15 protein-coding genes, 2 tRNA genes and 1 riboswitch are annotated in these 20,651 nt (G+C 49.1%); of the genes, 11 read left to right on the forward strand and 6 right to left on the reverse strand.

The genetic code is table 11. From position 1 onward, the window contains the following. The first annotated feature begins 62 nt into the window (after positions 1–62). The 8 genes from TY10_RS01045 to TY10_RS01080 all read left to right on the forward strand — a co-directional run bounded on the left by TY10_RS01045 (position 63) and on the right by TY10_RS01080 (position 11,390). Positions 63–1,265 (forward strand): MFS transporter, encoded by a 1,203-nt coding sequence (locus tag TY10_RS01045; protein WP_042159671.1) that lies wholly within the window; start codon positions 63–65, stop codon positions 1,263–1,265. Positions 1,266–1,461: 196 nt separating this feature from the next. Beyond that, positions 1,462–3,075, forward strand: coding sequence for an RCC1 domain-containing protein (locus tag TY10_RS01050; RefSeq protein WP_052350276.1), 1,614 nt, complete (start codon positions 1,462–1,464; stop codon positions 3,073–3,075). A 124-nt stretch (positions 3,076–3,199) separates the two neighbouring features. After that, complete coding sequence (locus TY10_RS01055; RefSeq protein WP_155985642.1) at positions 3,200–3,451, forward strand: hypothetical protein; 252 nt, start codon at positions 3,200–3,202, stop codon at positions 3,449–3,451. A gap of 463 nt (positions 3,452–3,914) precedes the next feature. Then, entirely contained in the window at positions 3,915–5,177 is a 1,263-nt protein-coding gene (locus TY10_RS01060) for a histidine--tRNA ligase (protein WP_042159675.1), read from the forward strand. 186 nt (positions 5,178–5,363) lie between these two features. Continuing rightward, positions 5,364–7,661: an AraC family transcriptional regulator gene (locus TY10_RS01065; protein WP_162160554.1), complete on the forward strand. Its 2,298-nt coding sequence runs from the start codon at positions 5,364–5,366 to the stop codon at positions 7,659–7,661. Between the two features lie 187 nt (positions 7,662–7,848). Next, positions 7,849–9,477 carry an extracellular solute-binding protein gene (locus TY10_RS01070; RefSeq protein WP_042159679.1) on the forward strand — a complete coding sequence of 543 codons (1,629 nt, stop codon included), beginning with the start codon at positions 7,849–7,851 and terminating at the stop codon, positions 9,475–9,477. A gap of 110 nt (positions 9,478–9,587) precedes the next feature. Continuing rightward, complete coding sequence (locus tag TY10_RS01075; RefSeq protein WP_420329369.1) at positions 9,588–10,484, forward strand: ABC transporter permease; 897 nt, start codon at positions 9,588–9,590, stop codon at positions 10,482–10,484. Between the two features lie 81 nt (positions 10,485–10,565). Next, entirely contained in the window at positions 10,566–11,390 is an 825-nt protein-coding gene (locus TY10_RS01080) for a carbohydrate ABC transporter permease (protein ID WP_042159723.1), read from the forward strand. Positions 11,391–11,499: 109 nt separating this feature from the next. Here TY10_RS01080 and TY10_RS01085 read toward each other — a convergent pair whose 3' ends face one another. Together TY10_RS01085 and TY10_RS01090 are read right to left on the reverse strand one after the other, a co-directional pair. Then, positions 11,500–12,261, reverse strand: a complete 762-nt coding sequence (locus TY10_RS01085) for a MerR family transcriptional regulator (RefSeq protein ID WP_042159685.1) — start codon at positions 12,259–12,261, stop codon at positions 11,500–11,502. Positions 12,262–12,387: 126 nt separating this feature from the next. Beyond that, on the reverse strand, positions 12,388–13,617 hold the full coding sequence (locus TY10_RS01090; protein ID WP_081735058.1) for an MFS transporter: 1,230 nt from the start codon (positions 13,615–13,617) through the stop codon (positions 12,388–12,390). Between the two features lie 255 nt (positions 13,618–13,872). Here TY10_RS01090 and TY10_RS01095 point away from each other — a divergent pair, with 255 nt between their 5' ends. Next, positions 13,873–15,057 (forward strand): MalY/PatB family protein, encoded by a 1,185-nt coding sequence (locus tag TY10_RS01095; protein WP_337588320.1) that lies wholly within the window; start codon positions 13,873–13,875, stop codon positions 15,055–15,057. A gap of 15 nt (positions 15,058–15,072) precedes the next feature. Here the strand turns inward: TY10_RS01095 and TY10_RS01100 are convergent, their stop codons facing one another. Beyond that, complete coding sequence (locus tag TY10_RS01100; protein WP_042159688.1) at positions 15,073–15,675, reverse strand: YdcF family protein; 603 nt, start codon at positions 15,673–15,675, stop codon at positions 15,073–15,075. A gap of 147 nt (positions 15,676–15,822) precedes the next feature. Here TY10_RS01100 and TY10_RS01105 point away from each other — a divergent pair, with 147 nt between their 5' ends. Next, positions 15,823–17,007: an acyl-CoA dehydrogenase family protein gene (locus tag TY10_RS01105; RefSeq protein ID WP_042159690.1), complete on the forward strand. Its 1,185-nt coding sequence runs from the start codon at positions 15,823–15,825 to the stop codon at positions 17,005–17,007. A gap of 167 nt (positions 17,008–17,174) precedes the next feature. Here TY10_RS01105 and TY10_RS01110 read toward each other — a convergent pair. The 3 genes from TY10_RS01110 to TY10_RS01120 all read right to left on the reverse strand — a co-directional run bounded on the left by TY10_RS01110 (position 17,175) and on the right by TY10_RS01120 (position 17,633). Then, positions 17,175–17,251, reverse strand: a tRNA-Pro gene (locus TY10_RS01110). 8 nt (positions 17,252–17,259) lie between these two features. Continuing rightward, positions 17,260–17,335 (reverse strand) — tRNA-Thr (locus TY10_RS01115). An 85-nt stretch (positions 17,336–17,420) separates the two neighbouring features. After that, positions 17,421–17,633, reverse strand: a complete 213-nt coding sequence (locus tag TY10_RS01120; protein ID WP_042159692.1) for a YrzA family protein — start codon at positions 17,631–17,633, stop codon at positions 17,421–17,423. Positions 17,634–17,795: 162 nt separating this feature from the next. After that, a riboswitch (cyclic di-GMP riboswitch) is annotated at positions 17,796–17,880 on the forward strand. Positions 17,881–17,973: 93 nt separating this feature from the next. On the opposite strand from TY10_RS01120, the gene TY10_RS01125 reads away from it, so the two are divergent. Further along, a complete protein-coding gene (locus TY10_RS01125) occupies positions 17,974–19,722 on the forward strand; it encodes a methyl-accepting chemotaxis protein (protein WP_042159694.1) in 1,749 nt (582 codons plus the stop codon). Positions 19,723–20,651: the final 929 nt, after the last annotated feature.

Genomic DNA, 20,651 nt, shown 5'->3' on the forward strand with positions numbered 1-20,651 from the left:
GTTCCGGTCAACCGGTCCTGCCAGGGCAACCGGAGCTTGCTCAGTGAAGAAGGTTGGAGGAAATGAGGATTCAGCAAGGTACAAAGCCATTCCGCAACATTAGCTTTGCTTTGTTTGCGGGCGGATTCGTCACATTTGCCTTATTATACAGCTTGCAGCCGTTAATGCCTGAGATGACGGCCGCATTTGACATTACACCGACGCAATCCAGCTTGACTTTGTCGGTTACAACGGTATCGATGGCATTGACGATGCTGTTCATCGGGTCATTATCCGATGCGTTGGGCCGCAGATCGATCATGACGGCCTCGCTTATTGCAGCATCTGTCATTTCCATCATTTCGGCATCTAGTCCTCATTTTCCGATGCTGCTGCTTTTGCGTATTTTGCAAGGCGTCGCGCTCGCTGGGCTGCCGGCCATTGCAATGACCTATCTGGTAGAAGAAATCGACTCCAGAAGTTTAGGCTATGCGATGGGGCTGTACATTAGCGGCAATTCCATTGGAGGAATGGCGGGGAGAATGATAAGCGGCCTGCTGACGGACTGGTTCGGCTGGCGGGTAGCTATTGGCGGCATGGGAGCGGTTGGTCTGGCTGCCGCGTTGTTTTTTTTCGCAACGATTCCTCCATCCCGTCATTTCATGAAACAGAACGCCAAGCTGAACCGGGTTATTCCGCTGCTATGGTCGCAATGCCGCAACCCCCGGCTGCTTTGTCTATACGGACTTGGCTTTTTGCTAATGGGCAGTTTTGTCACCCTGTTTAATTATATTGGCTTTGAATTAACAGGCGAACCCTATAATCTAAGCCAAACGATCGTAGGCAGCATCTTTGTCGTCTATCTGATGGGCACATTCAGCTCTACCTGGATGGGCAGACTGGCTGACCGTTACGGCCGGACTGGGGTGATCATCCTTGCCCTTGCTATTATTTTGGCAGGAGCGGTATTGACGCTTCATCCTTACTTAGGGTTGAAGATTATCGGTCTTGCTCTATTTGCCTTCGGCTTTTTCGGCGGTCATTCCATCGCCAGCAGTTGGGTCGGATTGGTGGGGGATGCCCATAAGTCGCAGGCTAATGCTTTGTATTTGTTTTTCTATTATGTGGGTTCCAGTGTTAGCGGCACGGGCGGCGGCTTGCTATACGGGCAGCTAGGCTGGATCGGCATCGTCGGAATGATTGTGGCTTATGTGGCGATCAGCGTCGTGCTATGCTCTATTCTGTGGAACAAGGGCGGAGGGAAGATAACCCAATTGCCTTCTTGAATCGCTGGAGTGAGCTGTTTTATAGAATAAAGAGGGGAAACCTTGATGGGCGGTATGCTGCCCGTCAAGGTTTTTGGCTGGATTTCCGTGAAAAAAGTGGGTTGATAAACCTCTGAAGGGATGATTTACTAATATAGTCTATATTGTTAAAAATGACAGGTACAAGACTTAAATAAAAACGGGGGGTTTATTTGGAATGGGAGCTTTAACAAGTTTAACTAGATTCGCAGCAGCGATAATCGCTTTTCTTGTCGTACTGCCGCTTCTCTTTCTTGCTGGTCAGCCTGCCGCAAATGCGGCACAACAGCCTCAGGTGGTGAAAATAACTGGAGATTCGGCTTTACTTGCCGATCAAACTGTATGGATATGGGGAGACAATCCGTATGGTTCAGACGGCAGCACATTTGAGTCAAAGGGACTCAATCAGCCTGTAATGGTGAAAGAGCTTTCCGGCATTGTTGATATTACCGCGGGCGGCGGATTTTCTGTTGCTTTGAAAAAGGACGGTACCGTGTGGGTATGGGGAAGCGGCCAGTTCGGCGGGTTGGGGAACGGAGAAAGCATGTATACGCTAGGTTTATCTTTTCCAATGTCCGGTCCAAAGCCGTATAGCCAAAAACCGGTTCAGGTGAAGGGGCTCTCAGATGTAACTGCCATTGCTGCTGGGGGCCACGTATTGGCATTGAAAAAAGACGGAACTGTTTGGGCATGGGGACAAAATGGGGGAGGACAGATCGGTGTGGGCAGCCGTGAGATGATCGTTACGGTCCCGACTCAAGTCAGCGGTCTTCCTCCCATTCAGTCAATAGCAGCAGGAAACTTTCATAGTCTAGCGCTTGATAGCAACGGCGGGGTGTGGATGTGGGGAGAGAATTACTTCGGCAAAGCCGGAGACGGTACGGAAAGCAGACTGGCGTATAACGGGGAAGCTACACGAGATATCGGCGAGCCGCAGAACAAGAACGCACCGGTAAAGGTTAAAAACCTTGAGGACGTAGCTCGAATTCAGGCAGTATCTGGCTGGTATAATATTGCAGTTAAAAAAGACGGATCAGCCTGGTTCTGGGGCAAGAACAATATTTTGTCCTTTACACGGGGCGAGACGGCCAATCAATTAATACCGAAGGAGCTGCCGGAGCTTCACGGGGTTCAGAATATTGTCAGCGGCTATAACGCCAGCCTGATTTTGAAAAAGGACGGTACGTTATGGACGCTGGGTTATAATAAATTCGGTCAGCTTGGCAATGGAACGAAGAAGGACCGGATGGAACCCGGTCAAGTGTCCTCCTTGTCGGAGGTTACGGGGATAGCCAACAATGGCGACGCTTCTCTTGCCTTAAAGAAAGATGGGACAGTATGGGCCTGGGGCAGAAATGATGTCGGCCAACTGGGGAATCGGAACCGGTATTTGTTTTTGACGCCGCGCCAAATCATTTTCAATAAAGATACGATTGTAAAAGAACAGCCGATTGAAGTGTTTGTCGACGATGTGCTCACTTCGGTAAAATCGCCTCCGAAAACGATAGACGGCAGCCTTTACGTTTCTTCTAGTGAGTTGTCTAAGACGCTGGGCTATACGTCTACGGCACAAGGTAAAACAAAGCTTGTCATGAAGCGGGGCAATCAAGTTTTAGTGGTGGAGCAAGGAAGTAAGAAAGCATTAATCAATGGTAAAACAGTCATGCTAGATAAGCCTGTTACGTATTCGGGCAATCAATATTGGCTGTCCGTCCATTCTCTGAAAACACTATTTAGCGTAAAGGTGTACTATGAGTCACAAAATCGTTTGATTACGATTACGACGAAGTAAAGACCAGTCCCGTCCCTTTTACAATTTAAGACAATCTTAAGAATTACTTTAAGTAATGTACAGGTTGCGGTTGTTATACTATTGTGTAGATGCACAATACGTTAAGCAGTAGGTGAGAATGAATATGAACGGGAATGCAATGACAATTGAAAATAGAGCAGTGAATAAGATAGCGATTCTTCGCGATTATGAGCAGTATTGCTACCAGGTCGTATATTACTTAATACAGGATGAAGCGGCTGCAGCGGCTGCCACTTGTAACGCCTTGCTGTCAATTTATGTGAATGAAGCATTTTTTCTCGTCAACGCAAGCCCGACAGCAGGAAATAATGAAGCAGGCTGCAACGAGAGAGGCGCTGCAAGCCTTCAAGAATAGCCGCGTGGAGCAGGGCGCGTAGTTTTGGAGAGAATGGGGGCGCGGATTGTGCCAAGTCAGGTCATCGCTTTAAAACCGATCACCGAGGATAACCGGGAGCTTTGCATTACGCTCAAACCCCGGGAAGATCAAATGAATTTTGTAGCGCTATGATTGGCGGCGAAACTGTGCTGGATCTCTTGCATCGATAGCCGTATATGTTATAATCAATTTTATTTCGGTTTCACCGATTCGATTGAAGGGGTTAATGACATGAATACGTATCTTATCATGCAAAATCAACTTCATCATCACAAACAGCGTTAGCACACCTGTGTAATTGATCAGGGTGGGCTAACGCATTTCGCGTTGGCCTCCCTGCCGCATATGGAGCGCGCAGGACCAAGAGGTCCTGCGCGTTTTTTTAATTTTTTTACACAAAAAAGAGAGGAATGAGTAGTTATGCAAAATGTAAAAGGCACGTATGACTTTTTTTGGAGCCGAGCAGGCGCTGCGGAGCAAAGTGCAAGCGGTGCTGCAAGAGGTGTTTGAGCTATACGATTTTGGCAGGATGGAATCTACGGTATTGAATGAATTGGACTTGCTTGCCTCCAAATACGCGGGTGGCGACGAAATTATGAAGGAAATGTACCAGTTGACGGATCAAGGCATGCGCAGCTTAGGTCTTCGTTATGATCTCACTATCCCGTTCGCCAAGGTGGTAGCCTGGAATCCGGGCATCGAGCTGCCGTTCAAACGATACGAAATCGGAAAGGTATTTCGAGACGGGCCGGTAAAAAGAGGGCGGCTGCGGGAGTTTCTGCAATGCGATGTGGACGTAGTTGGCATTGAAGGCCCGGAGGCAGAAGCTGAGCTCATACTCATAGCGGCTGAGGTTTTCAAAAGATTAGAAATCCCGATATTGCTGAAATGGAATAACCGGCGTTTTCTGGGGGAGCTGCTGGAAGCTGTTGGCGTTGCAGATGACCAGAAGCTGTCGGTGATGCTTACGCTCGATAAAATCGCGAAAATCGGTATCGGAGCGCTTGTCGGGGAGCTGCGTGACAAAGGAATCAGCGAAACGGCAATAAGCGCCATTGCCGAGCTTGCTGTAATGAAGGAGCCTTCCTTCCAGCGCTTAGCGGAAACCTATGGCATAGAAAATTCAAGGGGTTCGATGGAGGTGCAGGTACTTCAGCAGCTGCTGGACGGGTTAGGACTTGGTCAAACCTGCCGGTTTGATCCCTTCTTATCCCGCGGCCTTTCCTTCTATACCGGAACTGTCTATGAAATCTTTGATGCGGAGCAGCGGTACGGCTCCAGTCTTGGAGGCGGAGGACGCTACGATGCGATCATAGGCAAGCTGGCGGGAAGAGAGGATATCCAGTATCCGACTGCAGGCATTTCATTCGGCATGGAGTCGATTATGGAAATGCTCAAGGAACGCCCGATTCCATTGCCGATCCCGCTGGCTGTTGTTATTCCGATTGGGGACATGATGACGGAAGCGTTAAAAGCGGCTGCCATTCTGCGGGCCGGCGGCATACGTACAAGCATCGAAATGAGCAAGCGAAAGCTGAAAAAAGCGCTGGCCTCGGCTGCTTCTAAGGGTATTCGTTATGTGGTCTTAATCGGCAATGAAGAAGCAGAAGCCGGCATGCTGCGGCTTAAGGATATGAGTGAGATGACGGAAGCGATGCTGAGCGTACAAGATGCGATTGCGGTCATCAGCAAGGAACGGGCGTAATACCGATCCGGGAAACTGCGCAGCATCGCATGCTGCGCAGTTTTTTTACGTTAATCAAGGTGCAATTCTTATAAACGGTTCATTAATCGAACGAAAGGATAAGCTCTGACTGTTTGTAATATTGGTATACTTATACAAGCTTAGAGGCAATCGTATATGACTTGCATGGAAAGCGGAGGAAGCCGGATGCGTACATTGAGTAAATACAAATGGGAATGGTTTAGATTAAACGGGGCATGGTCAGCGTTATTCTGGTCCTATATTGCGATTCTTCTATTGTTGATCGTTATTGGAAGCTTGCTGTATTGGCGTGCCAAGGATGTCGTAGAGATTTCGGTTGAGCATACCAATTCGGCGATGCTGGGACAGCTGCGGGAACTGGCAGACGGACAATTGCAAATGATCGAGCAGCTGGAGCAGCAAGTCGCGAGCCATCCCAAGCTGATGCAGCTGATGAGAAGCAAGGTGCCTTTGACGGACAAAGATCAATACGCCATGATCGAGGTTGCCGACGATTTGAAGCGCTACAAGCAATTGACTCCTTTTATTTACGATTACTACATCTATTTGCCCAAAATTGGGACGTTGCTTGGACCTGGCGTGAAGACGACGCCTGACATTTTGTTCGGCCAAGTAGACCGGTTCGAAGGATTGACAGCGCAGGATTGGATGAGCAGGTTTCAGGACGGTTACCATTTCCGTACGTTTGATCCGTCACTGCGAGCAAGCAGCAGCTTCGGAGAAGAACGCCATATTCTTGGCTACATGCAGACGCTGCCGCTAGTCGACCGCTCCAAGCAGTTGGCGACCTTATTTATTATGATAAATGATGAACAGCTGGGGAGTATGTTCAAGGGTCTCGCGGAAGCGGGCAAAGGGCAGATTTATATCGTTGACGCTGATAATCGGATCATTAGTGCGACAACGGATACACGAGCTGAGCTGCCGTTCAGCTATTCGGACATGACAGGCGATCAAGGGAAGCTGTCTGCCAAACGAGGCGGAGAAGATACGGTTATTTCCTATGCGACTTCCTCCGTATACGGCTGGAAGTATGTGCTGGAGGTGCCCCGCACCGTATTTTTGGCAGAGGTGAACGAAGTGAGAAGCTGGGCTCTGCTGTTATTTGTTTTGGCAGCGTTTTCAGGGGCAGTTGTATCCGGTTATTTGGCTTTCCGGAATTATAGGCCGATTCGTGATCTCGTAACGGCCGTGTCCGGGAATGGCGCTGGCGTCTTCTCCGCAGGCAAGCAAGGGCCCATCGAATATGAGTTAATTCACACATCGATTCAATCCGCCCGGTTAACGGAATCAGAGCTGCGGGCGAGATTGTCGCATCAGACGCCAATTATCCGCATTCATTTTTTAAGCCGGTTCATTAGAGGCTATGCAGAACCCCATGAATTGCTGGAGCAATCTTTGCAATTTATGGGCATCCAATTCGTCTCCGATCTGTTTGCTATTATGCTGATCGACGTGGAGGATATGAGCGCTTATGCTTCCGGTAATGATGAAAAAGAACGATTATTCGTTAACTTCGTCATCTCTAACATCGCATCCGATCTGGCAAATGAACGGCATATTGCCTATACAACCGAGCTGGATCAGGGAAGAGTGGCTCTCTTAATCAATATCTGTGAAGCAGATGCCGTGCAGGATTCAAGCGGACTGGCATCTATAACGGATCAGCTCGACGAAGTGCTGCGTCAGCGGTTTCGCTTGCGCGTCGCCATTGGCGTCAGCTCTCTCGTTCGCGATCGGCATCACATTGGGGAGGCATTTCGCGATGCGTTAAAGCGGCTGGATGAAAACCGGAAGAGCCATGCCGGGCCAATAGAGACGGGCGAGCTACCGGATCAGATACCGGCCTATTATTTCCCGCTCGACATCGAGCAGCAGTTAACCAATTATGTAAAGTCAGGGGAAGAAGAAAAAACCGAACAGCTGCTGGATGCGCTGTACACCGACCACGACGCGGGCGAAGGCAGCAAGTCGCTGATCATCTCCTATTTTCTCATGCATCTGTCCTCAACCTTGTTCCGAATCGTTCAGACGACGCCGAGAGTTGAGCCGGATCTTGCACTGCGGTTGTTGAGAAATCAAGGGGACAGCATAGCGGATACGCATCGTCAGTTTCTGGAGCTGAAAGCAGATTATCGAATCGTATGCCGGCATTGGAAGGAAGGGCGGAGCGATCAAGGCAGCCGGATGCTCGACACGATTCAGCGGATCGTGCAGGAGCGCTTTGGTCAGAACATGCTTAGCGTCGGTCTGATCGCAGACGAGCTCGGTATTACGCAGCCGTATTTGTCTTCCTTCTATAAGAAAGCAACAGGACGCACCATATTGGAATTCATAGCGGAAGTACGGCTGCGGGAGGCGAAAAGGCTGCTGTCGGAGACGGAGGCGACTGTCGCGCAAATCGCTTTGGTTGTTGGCTATTCCAATGATATCGGCTTTATCCGATTTTTTCAAGAAACATGAGGGCATTACGCCTGGACAATACCGTGCCAACAAATATACGGAACATCCATCTTAAAAGAAGATAGCCTTCCCTGAATAAAAGGCATGCCGATCAAACAACCGGATTATAGGCAGCGGCTGGACTGCAGCGATAGGATAGAGGTCAGGCAGCGAACATCGGCCTAAACAAACTCAAGGGGGTATTATCATGCACAAACGTAAATTCATCATTCTGCTGTCGGTCATTATGACTGTTGCGCTAGCTGGATGCTCAGGCAGCAATGAGCCGGCTAAATCGCCGTCAAACGCTTCGCCGGGTACAGAGACAGCAGAGGCGCCTGCAGACGGCAAAATCGTTTCAAGCCCGCTCACGCTTACTTATTTTGTTGAGATGTCGGGAAGCCCGGCACCGGGCGTAAAGAGCTTGAACGATATGGCGGCTTATCAGGAAACGGAAAAGAAGACGGGTATTCATATCGATTTTAAACATCCGGCAGGCGGGCAAGAAAAAAATCAGTTTAACCTGCTGATGAGCTCCGGTGACTATCCGGATGTTATTCAATGGGGCTGGAATGATTATCCGGGCGGCGGTGTTGGCGCTATGAATAACGGCGTTATTATCCCGCTTAATGAATATATTGACAAGTTCGCGCCAAACCTGTCCAAAATACTGGCTGATAACCCGGCAATCAAAAAAGAAATCTCGACCGATGACGGCCGTATATTCGCTTTCCCATTCCTGCGCAGCGATCCGTACTTGCGTACATACTTCGGACTGGGCATTCGCCAGGATTGGCTGGAAAAGCTCAATCTGCAAATGCCTAATACAATTGATGAATGGCATACCGTGCTGACTGCATTTAAACAGGGCGATCCCAACGGCAACAGCAAGGCGGATGAAATTCCACTGCTGATCCGCAAGGATACGATGCTTAATTTCAGCAACGTATTCGTGAACGCATGGGGCACTTCCGGCCGATTCAATCTGAAAGACGGAAAGGTGCTCTACGGACCGATTCAACCGGAATTTAAGCAGTTTTTGCAAACGATGCGTGCTTGGTACGTGGAAGGGCTTATCGACCGGGACTACGCCGGAACGGATGATAAGCAAAAGGATGCGAAATGGACAGGAGAGCTTCTCGGTTCATCCGAAATGGCAGTCGGAGGCGGTATCGGGAAATATACAAATGCGATGAAAGACAAAAATCCGTCCTTCCGCCTCGTCGGTGCGCCTTATCCGACGCTGGTCAAGGGTGACAAGCCGGTGCTTGGTCAGCTGGAGCCGATTTTCAACAGTGTGGGCGCAGCAATTACGAAAAACAACAAGCATGTTGAGGAAACGGTGAAATGGCTGGACTTCAAATACGGTGAAGAAGGCTCGATGCTGTTCAACTTCGGGATTGAAGGCAAAAGCTATGAGATGAAAGACGGTTTCCCGACTTATACAGATGAAATTATGAAAAATCCGGACGGTTTGTCTTTCGCAACCGCGCTCGGCAGATATGCAATACCTTTCGGGGGACCGCTTGTTCAGGATAAACGCTATCAGGAGCAAAATGCCTCGCTGCCGCAGCAGAAGGATGCGCTTAACACTTGGATGAACGTCGAGAACAGCAACTGGCTGCCGCCGCTTTCATTCACCAACGATGAGTCGGCGCGTCTCGCGGCTATTATGACGGACATTACAACGTTCCGTGATGAAATGTTCGACAAATTCGTGATGGGTGCCGAGCCGGTTGACAATTTCGACGGCTTCGTGAAGACGATTGAAGGCATGGGTCTGCAAGAGGCGCTGGATATTCAGCAAGCCGCTTACGAGAGATATTTGAAACGTTAAGAAAGTAATAAGGGGAAGCGGGTTCGCCGGAAGGGGCCGAGAGTACTCTGCAGCCGGGGAACCTGCTTGCTTCTTCACCTTTCAACAGAAGGAGGGCTTGTAAGTTGAAGCTGCTGCGGGAATGGTCACGCAATAAATACATTTATTTGATGCTGCTTCCGGTCGTGATCTATTACGTCGTGTTTCTTTATTTTCCAATGTACGGCTTGCAGATTGCGTTCAAAAACTTTTCGCCGGCAATCGGAATTTGGGGCAGCGAATGGGTAGGGTTTAAGCATTTTGTCTCTTTTTACGACAGCTATTATTTCTGGAGACTAATCCGCAATACGGTCATGATTAGCTTGTATGAGCTCGTATTCGGCTTTCCCGCTCCCATTATACTGGCTTTACTGCTGAATGAAATCCGTAAACGGGTATTTAAAAATATCGTGCAGTCGATTACGTATTTGCCGCATTTCATTTCAATAGTCGTCGTTGCCGGCATGATGGTCGACTTCTTGTCCGGAGATGGACTGATTAACCAATTGACGGGGCTGCTGGGCCTTCCGTCGGTCTCGTTTCTGATCGCACCGGAATGGTTCCGTACAATCTATGTCTCGTCGGGTATCTGGCAGGGCATCGGCTGGGGCTCGATTATTTATTTGGCAGCTATCGCCGGCATCGATCCAAGTCTGTATGAAGCCGCCAAGACGGACGGGGCGGGGCGATTCAAGCAAATCCTTCATATTACCGTTCCCGGCATTATGCCGACGATTATCATTATGCTTATTTTACGTTTCGGGACGCTTATGGCCGGAGGCAGCCTGGAAAAAATACTGCTGCTGTACAACTCGACAACCTATGAGACAGCCGATGTTATCTCTACTTTCGTATACCGGCGAGGTCTGCTGCAAATGGATTACGGTTTCTCAGCGGCGATTGGCTTGTTCAACAACATCATGAATTTTATATTGCTCGTATCGGCGAATACGATCAGCCGGAAGATCAACAACACGAGCCTATGGTAATTCCATATTAGGAGGTGAAGCCCGTTGAAGCCTCGCATCCCATTTGGGGAACGGATTTTTGATACGGCGAATTCTTTGTTTATGTTAGCGTTAATAGCGGTTACTCTATACCCGTTTCTGTATGTGCTGTTCGCTTCCTTCAGCGATCCGTCCGAACTGATTGAACATCGGGGGCTGCTGCTTGCACCTGCCGGCTTCAGTCTTGAATCGTATAAATATGTGTTCGAGAATCCGATGATTACGACCGGCTATATGAACACTTTAATTTATGTCGTTGCAGGAACGGCTTTGAACTTAACGTTAACGAGCTTTGCCGCATATGCGTTGTCACGCAAGGGCGTACGTTTTGTCGGGCCGATTATGTTCGGCATCGTCTTTACAATGTTTTTCTCGGGCGGAATGATTCCCACTTACTTGAATATGCGCAATCTGGACCTGCTGGACTCCAGATGGGCGATGATATTGCCTTCGGCTATCAGTACCTGGAATCTGCTTGTCATGCGTACCTCGTTTGCGGGCATTCCGGTTGCACTGGAAGAATCAGCGCGAATCGATGGCGCGAATGATTTCCGGATTTTATTCCAAATCTTCATTCCCGTGTCACTGCCCATTATGGCGGTAATGACGCTCTTCTACGGCGTGGCGCACTGGAACGCCTACATGGACGCTTTAATTTACTTGAGGGATAGGGATTTATATCCGCTGCAGCTCGTATTGCAGGAAATTCTCATTTCTAATAGTACAGACTCTATGATGACATCCGTTGCGGACGTCGATAAAGGGCTGATTCAGGAAACGATCAAATACGCGACGATTATCGCTGCGACCGTGCCGATATTGCTGCTTTATCCGTTTCTGCAGCGGTATTTCGTCAAAGGTGTTATGCTGGGCTCTATTAAAGAGTAATAACCCGTTATGCCGTGATTTTACAATAGATTCCGAAAAAAATCCCCTTGCCAATCGGACGATTAGGCAAGGGGATTTGTCGTTGTCGTGCATGGTGGAGCGTGTGTGATTAGGCGCGTCCCGTATAGATAAGGACAGCATCTCGCAGGAACGCCGCCGTTCCAGGCTGCTCGCTGTCATAGTAGGCCGTGAATCTCTCATCATCGACATACATTTGAGCCAGGCCTGCATGAGCTTCTTTATTGTAGCTGTCCCAGTAGAAGGTGAGCCACTGGCGATGTAGATCGGCAGCTTCCTGGGCGAGAACGCCTGCGGCATCGCCTGTTGCGAAAGCTTCGGCAAGCCTGCGGTGAAGCTGCTCGTTCAGCTTTTCGACAGCGGCATGCTCCTCCTGCGACATACTTTTAAGCTTTTTGTTCGAACGGTCGATCTGCTCGTCTCCGTATTTGGCACGGATTTCTTCGCCGTATTTCCGCTCGTTATCGTCGATTAAACTTTGCTTGAAGCCTTCGAATTTTTGCTTGTCACTCATTGTGCTTTTCCCCTTTCGCTGCTCTAACGTCCTGTCGACGTTGGCAATCAGCCTATTGAGCTGCTCGCGCTTTTCCAGAAGCTTCACGCGGTGCTCCTCTAAGGCGCGATCGGCGTCAAAAGCTGGCGAGGCTACGCTGTCTTTGATCTCATCCAAGCTGACACCCAGCTCCCGATAGAACAAAATATGCTGCAGCCGATCCACCTCTTGCTGCCCGTAAATGCGATAGCCCGATGAATTGATTCTCGCCGGCTTGAGAAGGCCAATCTCATCGTAATATCGAAGCGTCCGGGTGCTGACGCCCGCCAGGAGCGCTAGCTTCTGTATCGTATATTCCATTCTGCATCCCTCCTGACCTAAAGCTATCCTACACCTTTACGCCGCGTGAATGTCAACAAGCAAAGTGCGGTATATAGAAAGCCCCCGCGTTTGTAATAAACGGGGGAGCTCTGTATGCTGATTCTATTAATTTGCGGCCAGTTGCAGCGCTGCTTTCATTTTCACTTTGCGGTCGAGCATGAAGCTAAGCAGAACACCAATGAAGCCGAGCATTGCGAGTCCGGCAGCCAGCCAAGTGAGGGAGTGCAGTCCCGCCAACGTAATAGCGGCACCGCCCGTATACGCACCTAGCGCATTGCCGATATTCAATGCCGAATGGTTGGCTGTAGCAGTAAGCATCGGTGCGTCCCCGGCTAGTGTCATCGTCCGCAGCTGAATGCCCGGCATAATGGCGAAAGCGGCAACGCCCCATAGAAAAATGGTAATGACGGCAAGAATCGGATTGGACAGCATGACGGTCAATACCGCCAGAATGATTGCAAGCACAGCATAGTTGATCGCCAAGTACGGGAGCTGCTTCCAGTCGGCCAGCTTGCCCCCGATAATGTTGCCAATCGTGACGCCAATGCCGAATATCACGAGAATCCAGGTGACGCTGTTTTCCTGAAAGCCGCTAATCGACTGCAGAACAGGCGAGATGTAAGTGAACAGAGCGAATAGGCTGGCGCAGCCGAACAAGCCGAAGAGCAGTGTAAGGAGCACCTGCGGTTTCAATACGCTGCTAATTTCCTGCGCAAGGCTCGAAGCTTTCTCTCCGCGGATGACCGGAATAAATCGCATAATGCCAAGAAGCGAGAAGATGCCGAGCACCGTAATGACACCAAAGGAAGCACGCCATCCGAAATGCTGGCCGATGAACGTTCCGATCGGTACGCCAATAATGTTGGCGATTGTCAGCCCTGCGAGTACGATGGAAACAGCGCTGCCGCGACGCTCGGGACTAACGAGGTAAGTGGCGATCAGTGAGCCGACGCCAAGGAATGTCCCGTGGGCTAAGGCAGTTAGTATACGAGCGCCAACGAGCAGCGGATACGTGGGTGCAATCATGGAAAGCGCATTGCCGAGAATAAAGATCAGCATCAGCAAGATTAATAATCTTTTTTTAGGCAAAGAGTGGGTAAGCATCGTGAGTACAGGTGCGCCAATGGCAACGCCTAGTGCATAAGCGGTAATAATTTGCCCAGCCTGAGATATCGTCACATTCAAATCAGCGGCTACATTGGGGAGCAGTCCCATCACTAGAAACTCCGTCATGCCGATTGCAAAAGCGCCGATGGTCAAGCAGATAAGCGATAGCGGAAACGCTCCTTTTTTCTTTAAAGACGCAGCTTGTGCATGCTGCAACGTATTATTCATTTTAGTGCTGACTCCTATCCCTTGGAAGTATGGCTTGCCTTTCTTCTCTCTTTTTTCTATTCATCAAGAAAGGTAAGCTAATCATAATCGTTCTGCAGGAGCAGCACAATCACACATCTTGGCTTTGTTTTCCCCTGTTTAGGGAAATGTTATATATGTTGCTTAGGTTGAAAAACCATTCTATCGGTTCCAATCAAAATGGCGATTTGGTATGATGAATAGAAATGCAGACTTGAAAAGAGGCTTAAGACAACAATGACGATGACTAATTCATTTGATCAACTGAATAATAGAAGGAATACAAGATCCTACAAATGGGATGATATGAAAAAGCTGTTCGGCAGCTCGGAGCTGCTGCCATTATGGGTAGCCGATATGGATTTTGGCAGTCCGCCGGCGGTGCATAAAGCTGTGGCTGAACGTGCTGATATGGGCTTGTATGGCTATACGTTTTTCTCGGACGAATATTATGGGGCAATTTCAGGCTGGTTTAGCCGCCGTCACGGCTGGAGCATCGATCAGAAGTGGATCGGGAATTCGCCTACGGTCGTTACTTCGATTAGTATAGCTGTAGAGCTCTTGAGCTCGCCGGGTGATTCCGTCGTTATTCAAACGCCAGTGTACCCTCCTTTTTATGAGGTAATTGAGGACAACGGCCGTGTTGTGGCGAAAAATCCGCTCGTCAGCCGGAACGGACGCTATGAGATGGATCTACCGCATTTGGAGACATTGTTCCAAGGCGGCGCGAAGCTGATGATTCTGTGCAGCCCGCATAATCCAGGCGGCCGCGTCTGGACGGAGGAGGAGCTGCGGGCGGTAGGCGCGTTGTGCCTGCAATATGGAGTGATGGTTATCTCCGACGAGATTCATTGTGACTTGACGTTCCCTGGCCACAAACACATTCCGTTCGCTTCGCTCTCGGCTGAACTTAGCGATATTACGGTAACGTGCGCGGCTGCTACGAAAACATTCAATTTGCCGGGCATACAGACTTCCTATTACATTACTTCCAACAAAGCGTTGAAGCAAAAATTCGATAAACGGCTGCAGGTGCTTGGCCTTAATTATCCGCATCATTTTGCAGAAGCAGCGATCGTCGCTGCTTATACGGAAGGTGAAGAGTGGCTGGACGGTTTGTTGGACTACGTTAAGGGCAATCTAGATTTTGCTGTCGATTATTTGTCGGCGCATTTGCCGGAAGTGAAGCCATTAATACCGGAAGGAACCTATTTGCTGTGGGTCGATTGCCGGGGATTAGGGATTGAAGCAGGCAAGCTGAAGGCGTGGATGGTTGAGCAGGCAAAAGTAGCTTTCAGCCTTGGTTCGGCATTTGGCACAGAGGGAGCAGGATGGCTGCGTATGAACCTGGCTGCCCCGAGAGCCATTGTCGAGCAAGCGCTGCAGCAGTTTTGCGAAGCGGGCAGACTGGCATTGAAATAAATCAAACTCAGGCTGTCAGCTTCGAAACGGCGACATCACATTGTAGCCTATATAATAGAACAGCTCCCGAAACAGAAAGGGAAGCTTCGTTTGCAAGCTTTTGTAGGCAGAGCTTGGGGTGGGTGCGGAATAGGCATCCATTCCGAGCTTTTTTGCAATGGTTAGCGCCCGTTTCATATGGAGGGGATCGCTGACGATCGCAAACGTATGCAGCTGATGTTCTTCCGCCAGCTTGCTTGCAAAGCGTAAATTTTCCTCCGTGATTGTAGAATTCGTTTCAACGAGAATGGCTTCAGGAGCAACGCCCTGTTCCAAGGCATAATCACGCGATACAACCGCTTCTGTCCATTGGCCGCCGTGTCCCATTCCACCGGTGAAAATAATTTTCTGCACATAGCCGTGCTCGTAAAGCCAAATGCCGTAGTCGATTCGCGCCCTCAGTACAGGAGAAGGCTTACCGTCCGATACGGCTGCGCCAAGAACGATTGCTGCATCTGCTGGCGAAGGCACGCGTGGTTTGCCGAATGTCCATATGTCATAGGCTGCATAACCTATTGATAGAACAGCAATGAGAAAGGCAACAATAATCAATTTGTAAAAGACGGGTTTCTTTTTCATAATGGACTAGACGCTGCATCCGCTGGAAAGTTTCATTTTAGATGTAATCGTTTATGGAAACCGCTTTTATTCCACTAAATATATCGATATACTATGATTAATAGAATGGGCAGAAGTTCGAAAAATGATGAGGGAGTTGAACGATAGATGTCCGAGTTTTCCAAGCAAGATCCATTTATACGAAATGAACGGGAGGCGGCCATCGCCTCAAGATCGGACAGATTAGCGGAACTATTCGCTGTTAGGGCACCCCAGCATGACCTTGACAGCAGTTTTCCGGTTGATAATTTTAAAGATTTGCGGGAAAGCGGCTATTTGGCGCTGACAGTTCCACAGGCTTACGGTGGGGAAGAGGCTTCGCTGTATGAACTGGTGCTGGCGCAAGAGCATTTGGCGCGCGGAGACGGCTCCACGGCGCTCGCTGTCGGCTGGCATGTCGCACTCGTGATGCAGCTTCGAATATCGCAGGCTTGGCCGGATTCGCTCTACGCTGCATTAGCTCAAGAGATTGTAGAGCGCGGGGCAATCTTCAACAGCTACGCGAGCGAACGGGCAACCGGGAGTCCTAGCCGAGGGGGCAGGCCGGAGACGACGGCTGTACGTACCGAAGGCGGCTGGCTGATCAACGGCCGGAAGACGTACAGTACGCTTAGTCCAGTCGCTACACACTGTATGGTGTCAGCCTCGGTGGAGTCGGAGGACCGTGTGGGCGAGTTTTTTGTCCGTATCGGGCGGGGCGTTGAAATCGATGAAACCTGGAATACGATGGGCATGAGAGCGACAGGAAGCCATGATCTAATATTCAATAATGTGTTCGTTCCAGATGGAGAATCAATAGCGGGGGCAGCCCTGCGTCCTAAGATACCGGCAGAATCCGATCATGGGGGAGCAATGCTTCATATACCAGCCTGTTACATTGGCATTGCGCATGCCGCTCGGGATTTCGCACTGCGCTTCGCCAAAGATTACCGGCCGAACAGCTTGAATGGCCCTATTGCAGATTTGCCGAATATTCAGCGGCAGCTTGGCGAGCTGGAGGCTGAGCTTATTACAGCCCGGACGCTCTTGTACAGCTTGGCGGACCGCTGGGACCGCGATCCTGAAGGAAGGCCGGAACTTCGTGCTGACCTTGGGCTTGCTAAATATGTAGCGACGAATGGGGCGCTGCGAATCGTGGATCTCGCGATGAGGATTGTAGGCGGCGCGAGCCTGTCCCGCAACCATCCGCTGGAGCGGTACTACCGGGATGTCCGAGCAGGGCTGCATAATCCGCCGATGGACGATGTCGCTTTGCAGAACCTAGCCAAGCGGGCGATTGCTTCGTTTGAGTGATAGGGCTTGTCGGGACTTAAGAGAAACAGGCTGTCGAGAGGGTCTCGACAGCCTGTTTCGGTTTCTTTACGCAGGTATACTTTATATTTAGATACGGATCAAAAATTTTAATAGGAAGAAATAAAAAAGAAGCTTGATAGAATCAAGCTTCTGGAATGTCTTATTAATGGTCGGGATGACACGATTTGAACATGCGACCCCCTGGTCCCAAACCAGGTGCTCTACCAAGCTGAGCTACATCCCGTCCTGTGATGGTGCCGGCGATAGGAGTCGAACCCACGACCTACTGATTACAAGTCAGTTGCTCTACCAACTGAGCTACACCGGCATAAAATCTCTCAGGCACAAAATGTATTATGCCATAAACATTAAAGATAATGCAACTGTTTTTTTAGAAATTTAGAAATTTATTTTTATTGCCTTTTTACTTTGAAGTGAACAACTGCGCTATAGTGCATTTTACCTGTAAGCTGGTTGAACGCGGAATGATGCTGGACCGAATGCACATCTAGCATCAACGCTTTATTATTTTCGATTTGCCGGTCGATTTGTTTTTCCAATGTTCTTAGGTCATAAGCTTCGAAAAACTCGACTTTATTTTCTATGAGATCCAAACGGAAGTCCATAATCATTCTCCTTCAGGTGCTGTTATTTATTATTTCTGTTCATTATAAACAACCTGACAAGAAGCGTCCAATCTCTGAAAATATGAATATATTTTGTTAGACAAACTGGCAAAAATGTCCTAAACTAGAAGGGTGTCGAAAGTGGTCGAAAAATAGAAAATGAACTGAAAAGGGCAAACTTGTTGAAAAACAAGGACGCAAAGTTATGGGCCTAAGGTTACAGAACTATGGCTGCCAGACCACCAGATCAAGGGAAATTCGCTGAACTTAGGCTATCCGACTATCTGTGGTCGGATAGCTTTGCACTTTTTCGGGGATAGGAAAAGGAGATAAAGGACAGATGGCTCTATGGAAAAAGTGGCCGAATCAGGCGGCCATGTTCGTGAAAAAGCAGAAAATTACGTCGAAGCTTCTGCTTATTACGTCGCTTATTACTATTTTTAACGTGGCGGCAGGGGTATTGATTTACACGCAAAATTTATCAGTATCGAAAGCGATTGACAGCTCCAACGAATTTGGCGATACCGAACGGGAGTACAAAGCATTGTCCGATACGATGCTCCGCACCATGCTTCTAATGATCAATTCGATTGAGAACGGGGAAGATGAATCGGATGTCATTACACAATCGATGAAGCCGATTCCCGATATGCTTGCGAGCTTGACCAAAAGCTTCGAAAAGATGGATAAAAAATATCCGCCGCAAGAAGGCGACTTGGAGTACAGCAATCAAGTTAAGGTTTTCCAAATGGCTTACAATAGCTTGAACGGATTTGCAATGGACAACGCAGAACTGCGGAGCGATATGAAGTCGTTGCGTATCCGCGAACTGATCAGCGTCTACACGATTACTTTGAGTTATGCGAATGAAGCGGTCGAGGCGCGAATGAACGTTGACCAAGCTTCCAATGAGAAGCAGCTCGCAAGAAGCGTAGATGCAGCTAATACCATCATTATTATCAACGTCCTGCTGTTGGCATTATTGCCATTCTTAATGTCCTACACGCTTAGCCAAAGCATCAAAAAAGGGTTAAGAGGCATTATGGGCCGGATTGACGCCTATAAAAACAGCGATTTTACATACGATTTGAAGGTGGACCGGCATGACGAGTTCGGGGATATCGACCGGATGCTGGCCGAAATGGGCCATCGTTTGCGCGATACGATCAAATCTACACTTGAGGTAAGCGGAACGGTGCTCAGCATGTCCAATTCCATGGGCGAAATGGTTGACCGCAACCGTACAGCCTCCGAGCAGGTACGCGATCAAATCAAGGTAGGTACAGTTACCTTGCTGTCCCAGTATGATGATGCTTCTTCTATTTCTGCTGTAACCGAACAGATCTCGGCCAGCTCTCAGGAGATTGCTGCATCCAGCGATTATATCAATAGCGATATGCGCCAAATGCGTCAAGCTTCCCAGGAAGGCGCTCAGGATATGGAAGGCGTCGTTGAGATGGTTAACCAGACGGTCGAGCAATTCGAGCTTGTTAATGAATCGTTTAACCGCATTGTACAGCGTTTCGGCAATGTGACGAAGTTTCTTGGTGGTATTCAAGATCTGAATACACAAACGAATCTATTGTCGCTTAATGCTTCAATTGAGTCGGCTCGTGCAGGCGAGCATGGCAGAGGGTTTGCTGTAGTGGCGGAGGAAATCCGCAAGCTGTCCGGCCAGACTGAAATGTTCTCGAAAAACATTACGAAAGAGCTTCAGCTTATTCAAAGCGATGTCGCATCGAGCAGCGACCGTCTTGGTTCTTTCTCGCAAGTTATTGCGACAACAAAAGATGCATCGATTGCCGCAAGCGATATGTTCAAGGGGCTGGAGCAGCAAAGCAGCGCGTTGTCTGAGCAAGTGGGCGAGATCTCCACTGCAATCGCGGAAATTACGTCCGGCATGACTCACATTGTCACGGCAGTAGATAAGCTGCTGCAAACGTCCTCCGACGTTAACGGCAAAATGGATGTGATGAGCGGTCTGTCCGAGGAGCAAAACTCGGTATCCGACCAATTAGGCGCCCTTGCAGGTGAGCTCAAGCAATCATCCGGCGTACTGAAAGAGAAAGCAGCTGTATTTAAAGTGTAAAAGAAATCGATGCCTGTGTCGCATCCCAGCTATAGGGATGCGACACAGGTTTTTTTTGTTTTTGTCCATATAATTATTGGTGAATGCTGTGAGTCTGGTTAATCGCCCATTTGTGTGTTAACTTAAACAGTTTCGAATACATGGTGGGAGGAACGTCGTTTCACGAAGTAACGAATGACTAGGGCGTGGACATCAAGCAGATCAGGTAAATCCGCTAGAAGTCGAAGGTTAGTTTGAGTAAACGTGGGCAAATGGAGGAGTTGTGTGCAATTATGCGTATTTCGCTCGAGATCCAAGTAACCTAATATGGCGTTAGCGAAGGTGAATTCGCAAAATGGTCATGTAGGAGCATGGCCATGGCCAACAGCGAAGCAGGTTCGCTGTTGACCAAAGTCGCTGTAGGGAGGTTGCTGCCGTTAGTGTCAGAACAGCGAAGCAGGTTCGCAAAATAACGAAGGTAGATTCGCAAAATGGCCATGTAGGAGCGTGACTTTGGCCAACAGCGAAGTGAATTTCGCAACTGGCGAACCTAGGTTCATGAGTAGCGAAGAATGCTTCGCTAAATTGAAACCAAAGGTTCACGGCTAGTTGAACAGCGAAATTATCTTCGCAAATTAGCGAAGCAGGTTCGCTGTAGTGCAGGGTAGCGTCGCTGTAAGGGAGGTTGCTGCCGCTAGTGTCAGAAGAGCGAAGCGGGTTCGTAAAATAACGAAGGTGAATTCGCAAAATGGTCATGCTGGAGTGCGACTTTGGTCAACAGCGAAGCAGGTTCGCTGTGGTGCAGGGTAGCGTCGCGGTAGGGAGGTTGCTGCCGTTAGTGTCAGAACAGCGAAGCAGGTTCGCAAAATAACGAAGGTAGATTCGCAAAATGGCCATGTAGGAGCGCGACTTTGGCCAACAGCGAAGTGAATTTCGCAACTGGCGAACCT

It is taken from the genome of Paenibacillus gorillae (assembly GCF_000513275.1).
GTDB classification, from domain to species: Bacteria; Bacillota; Bacilli; order Paenibacillales; family Paenibacillaceae; genus Pristimantibacillus; species Pristimantibacillus gorillae.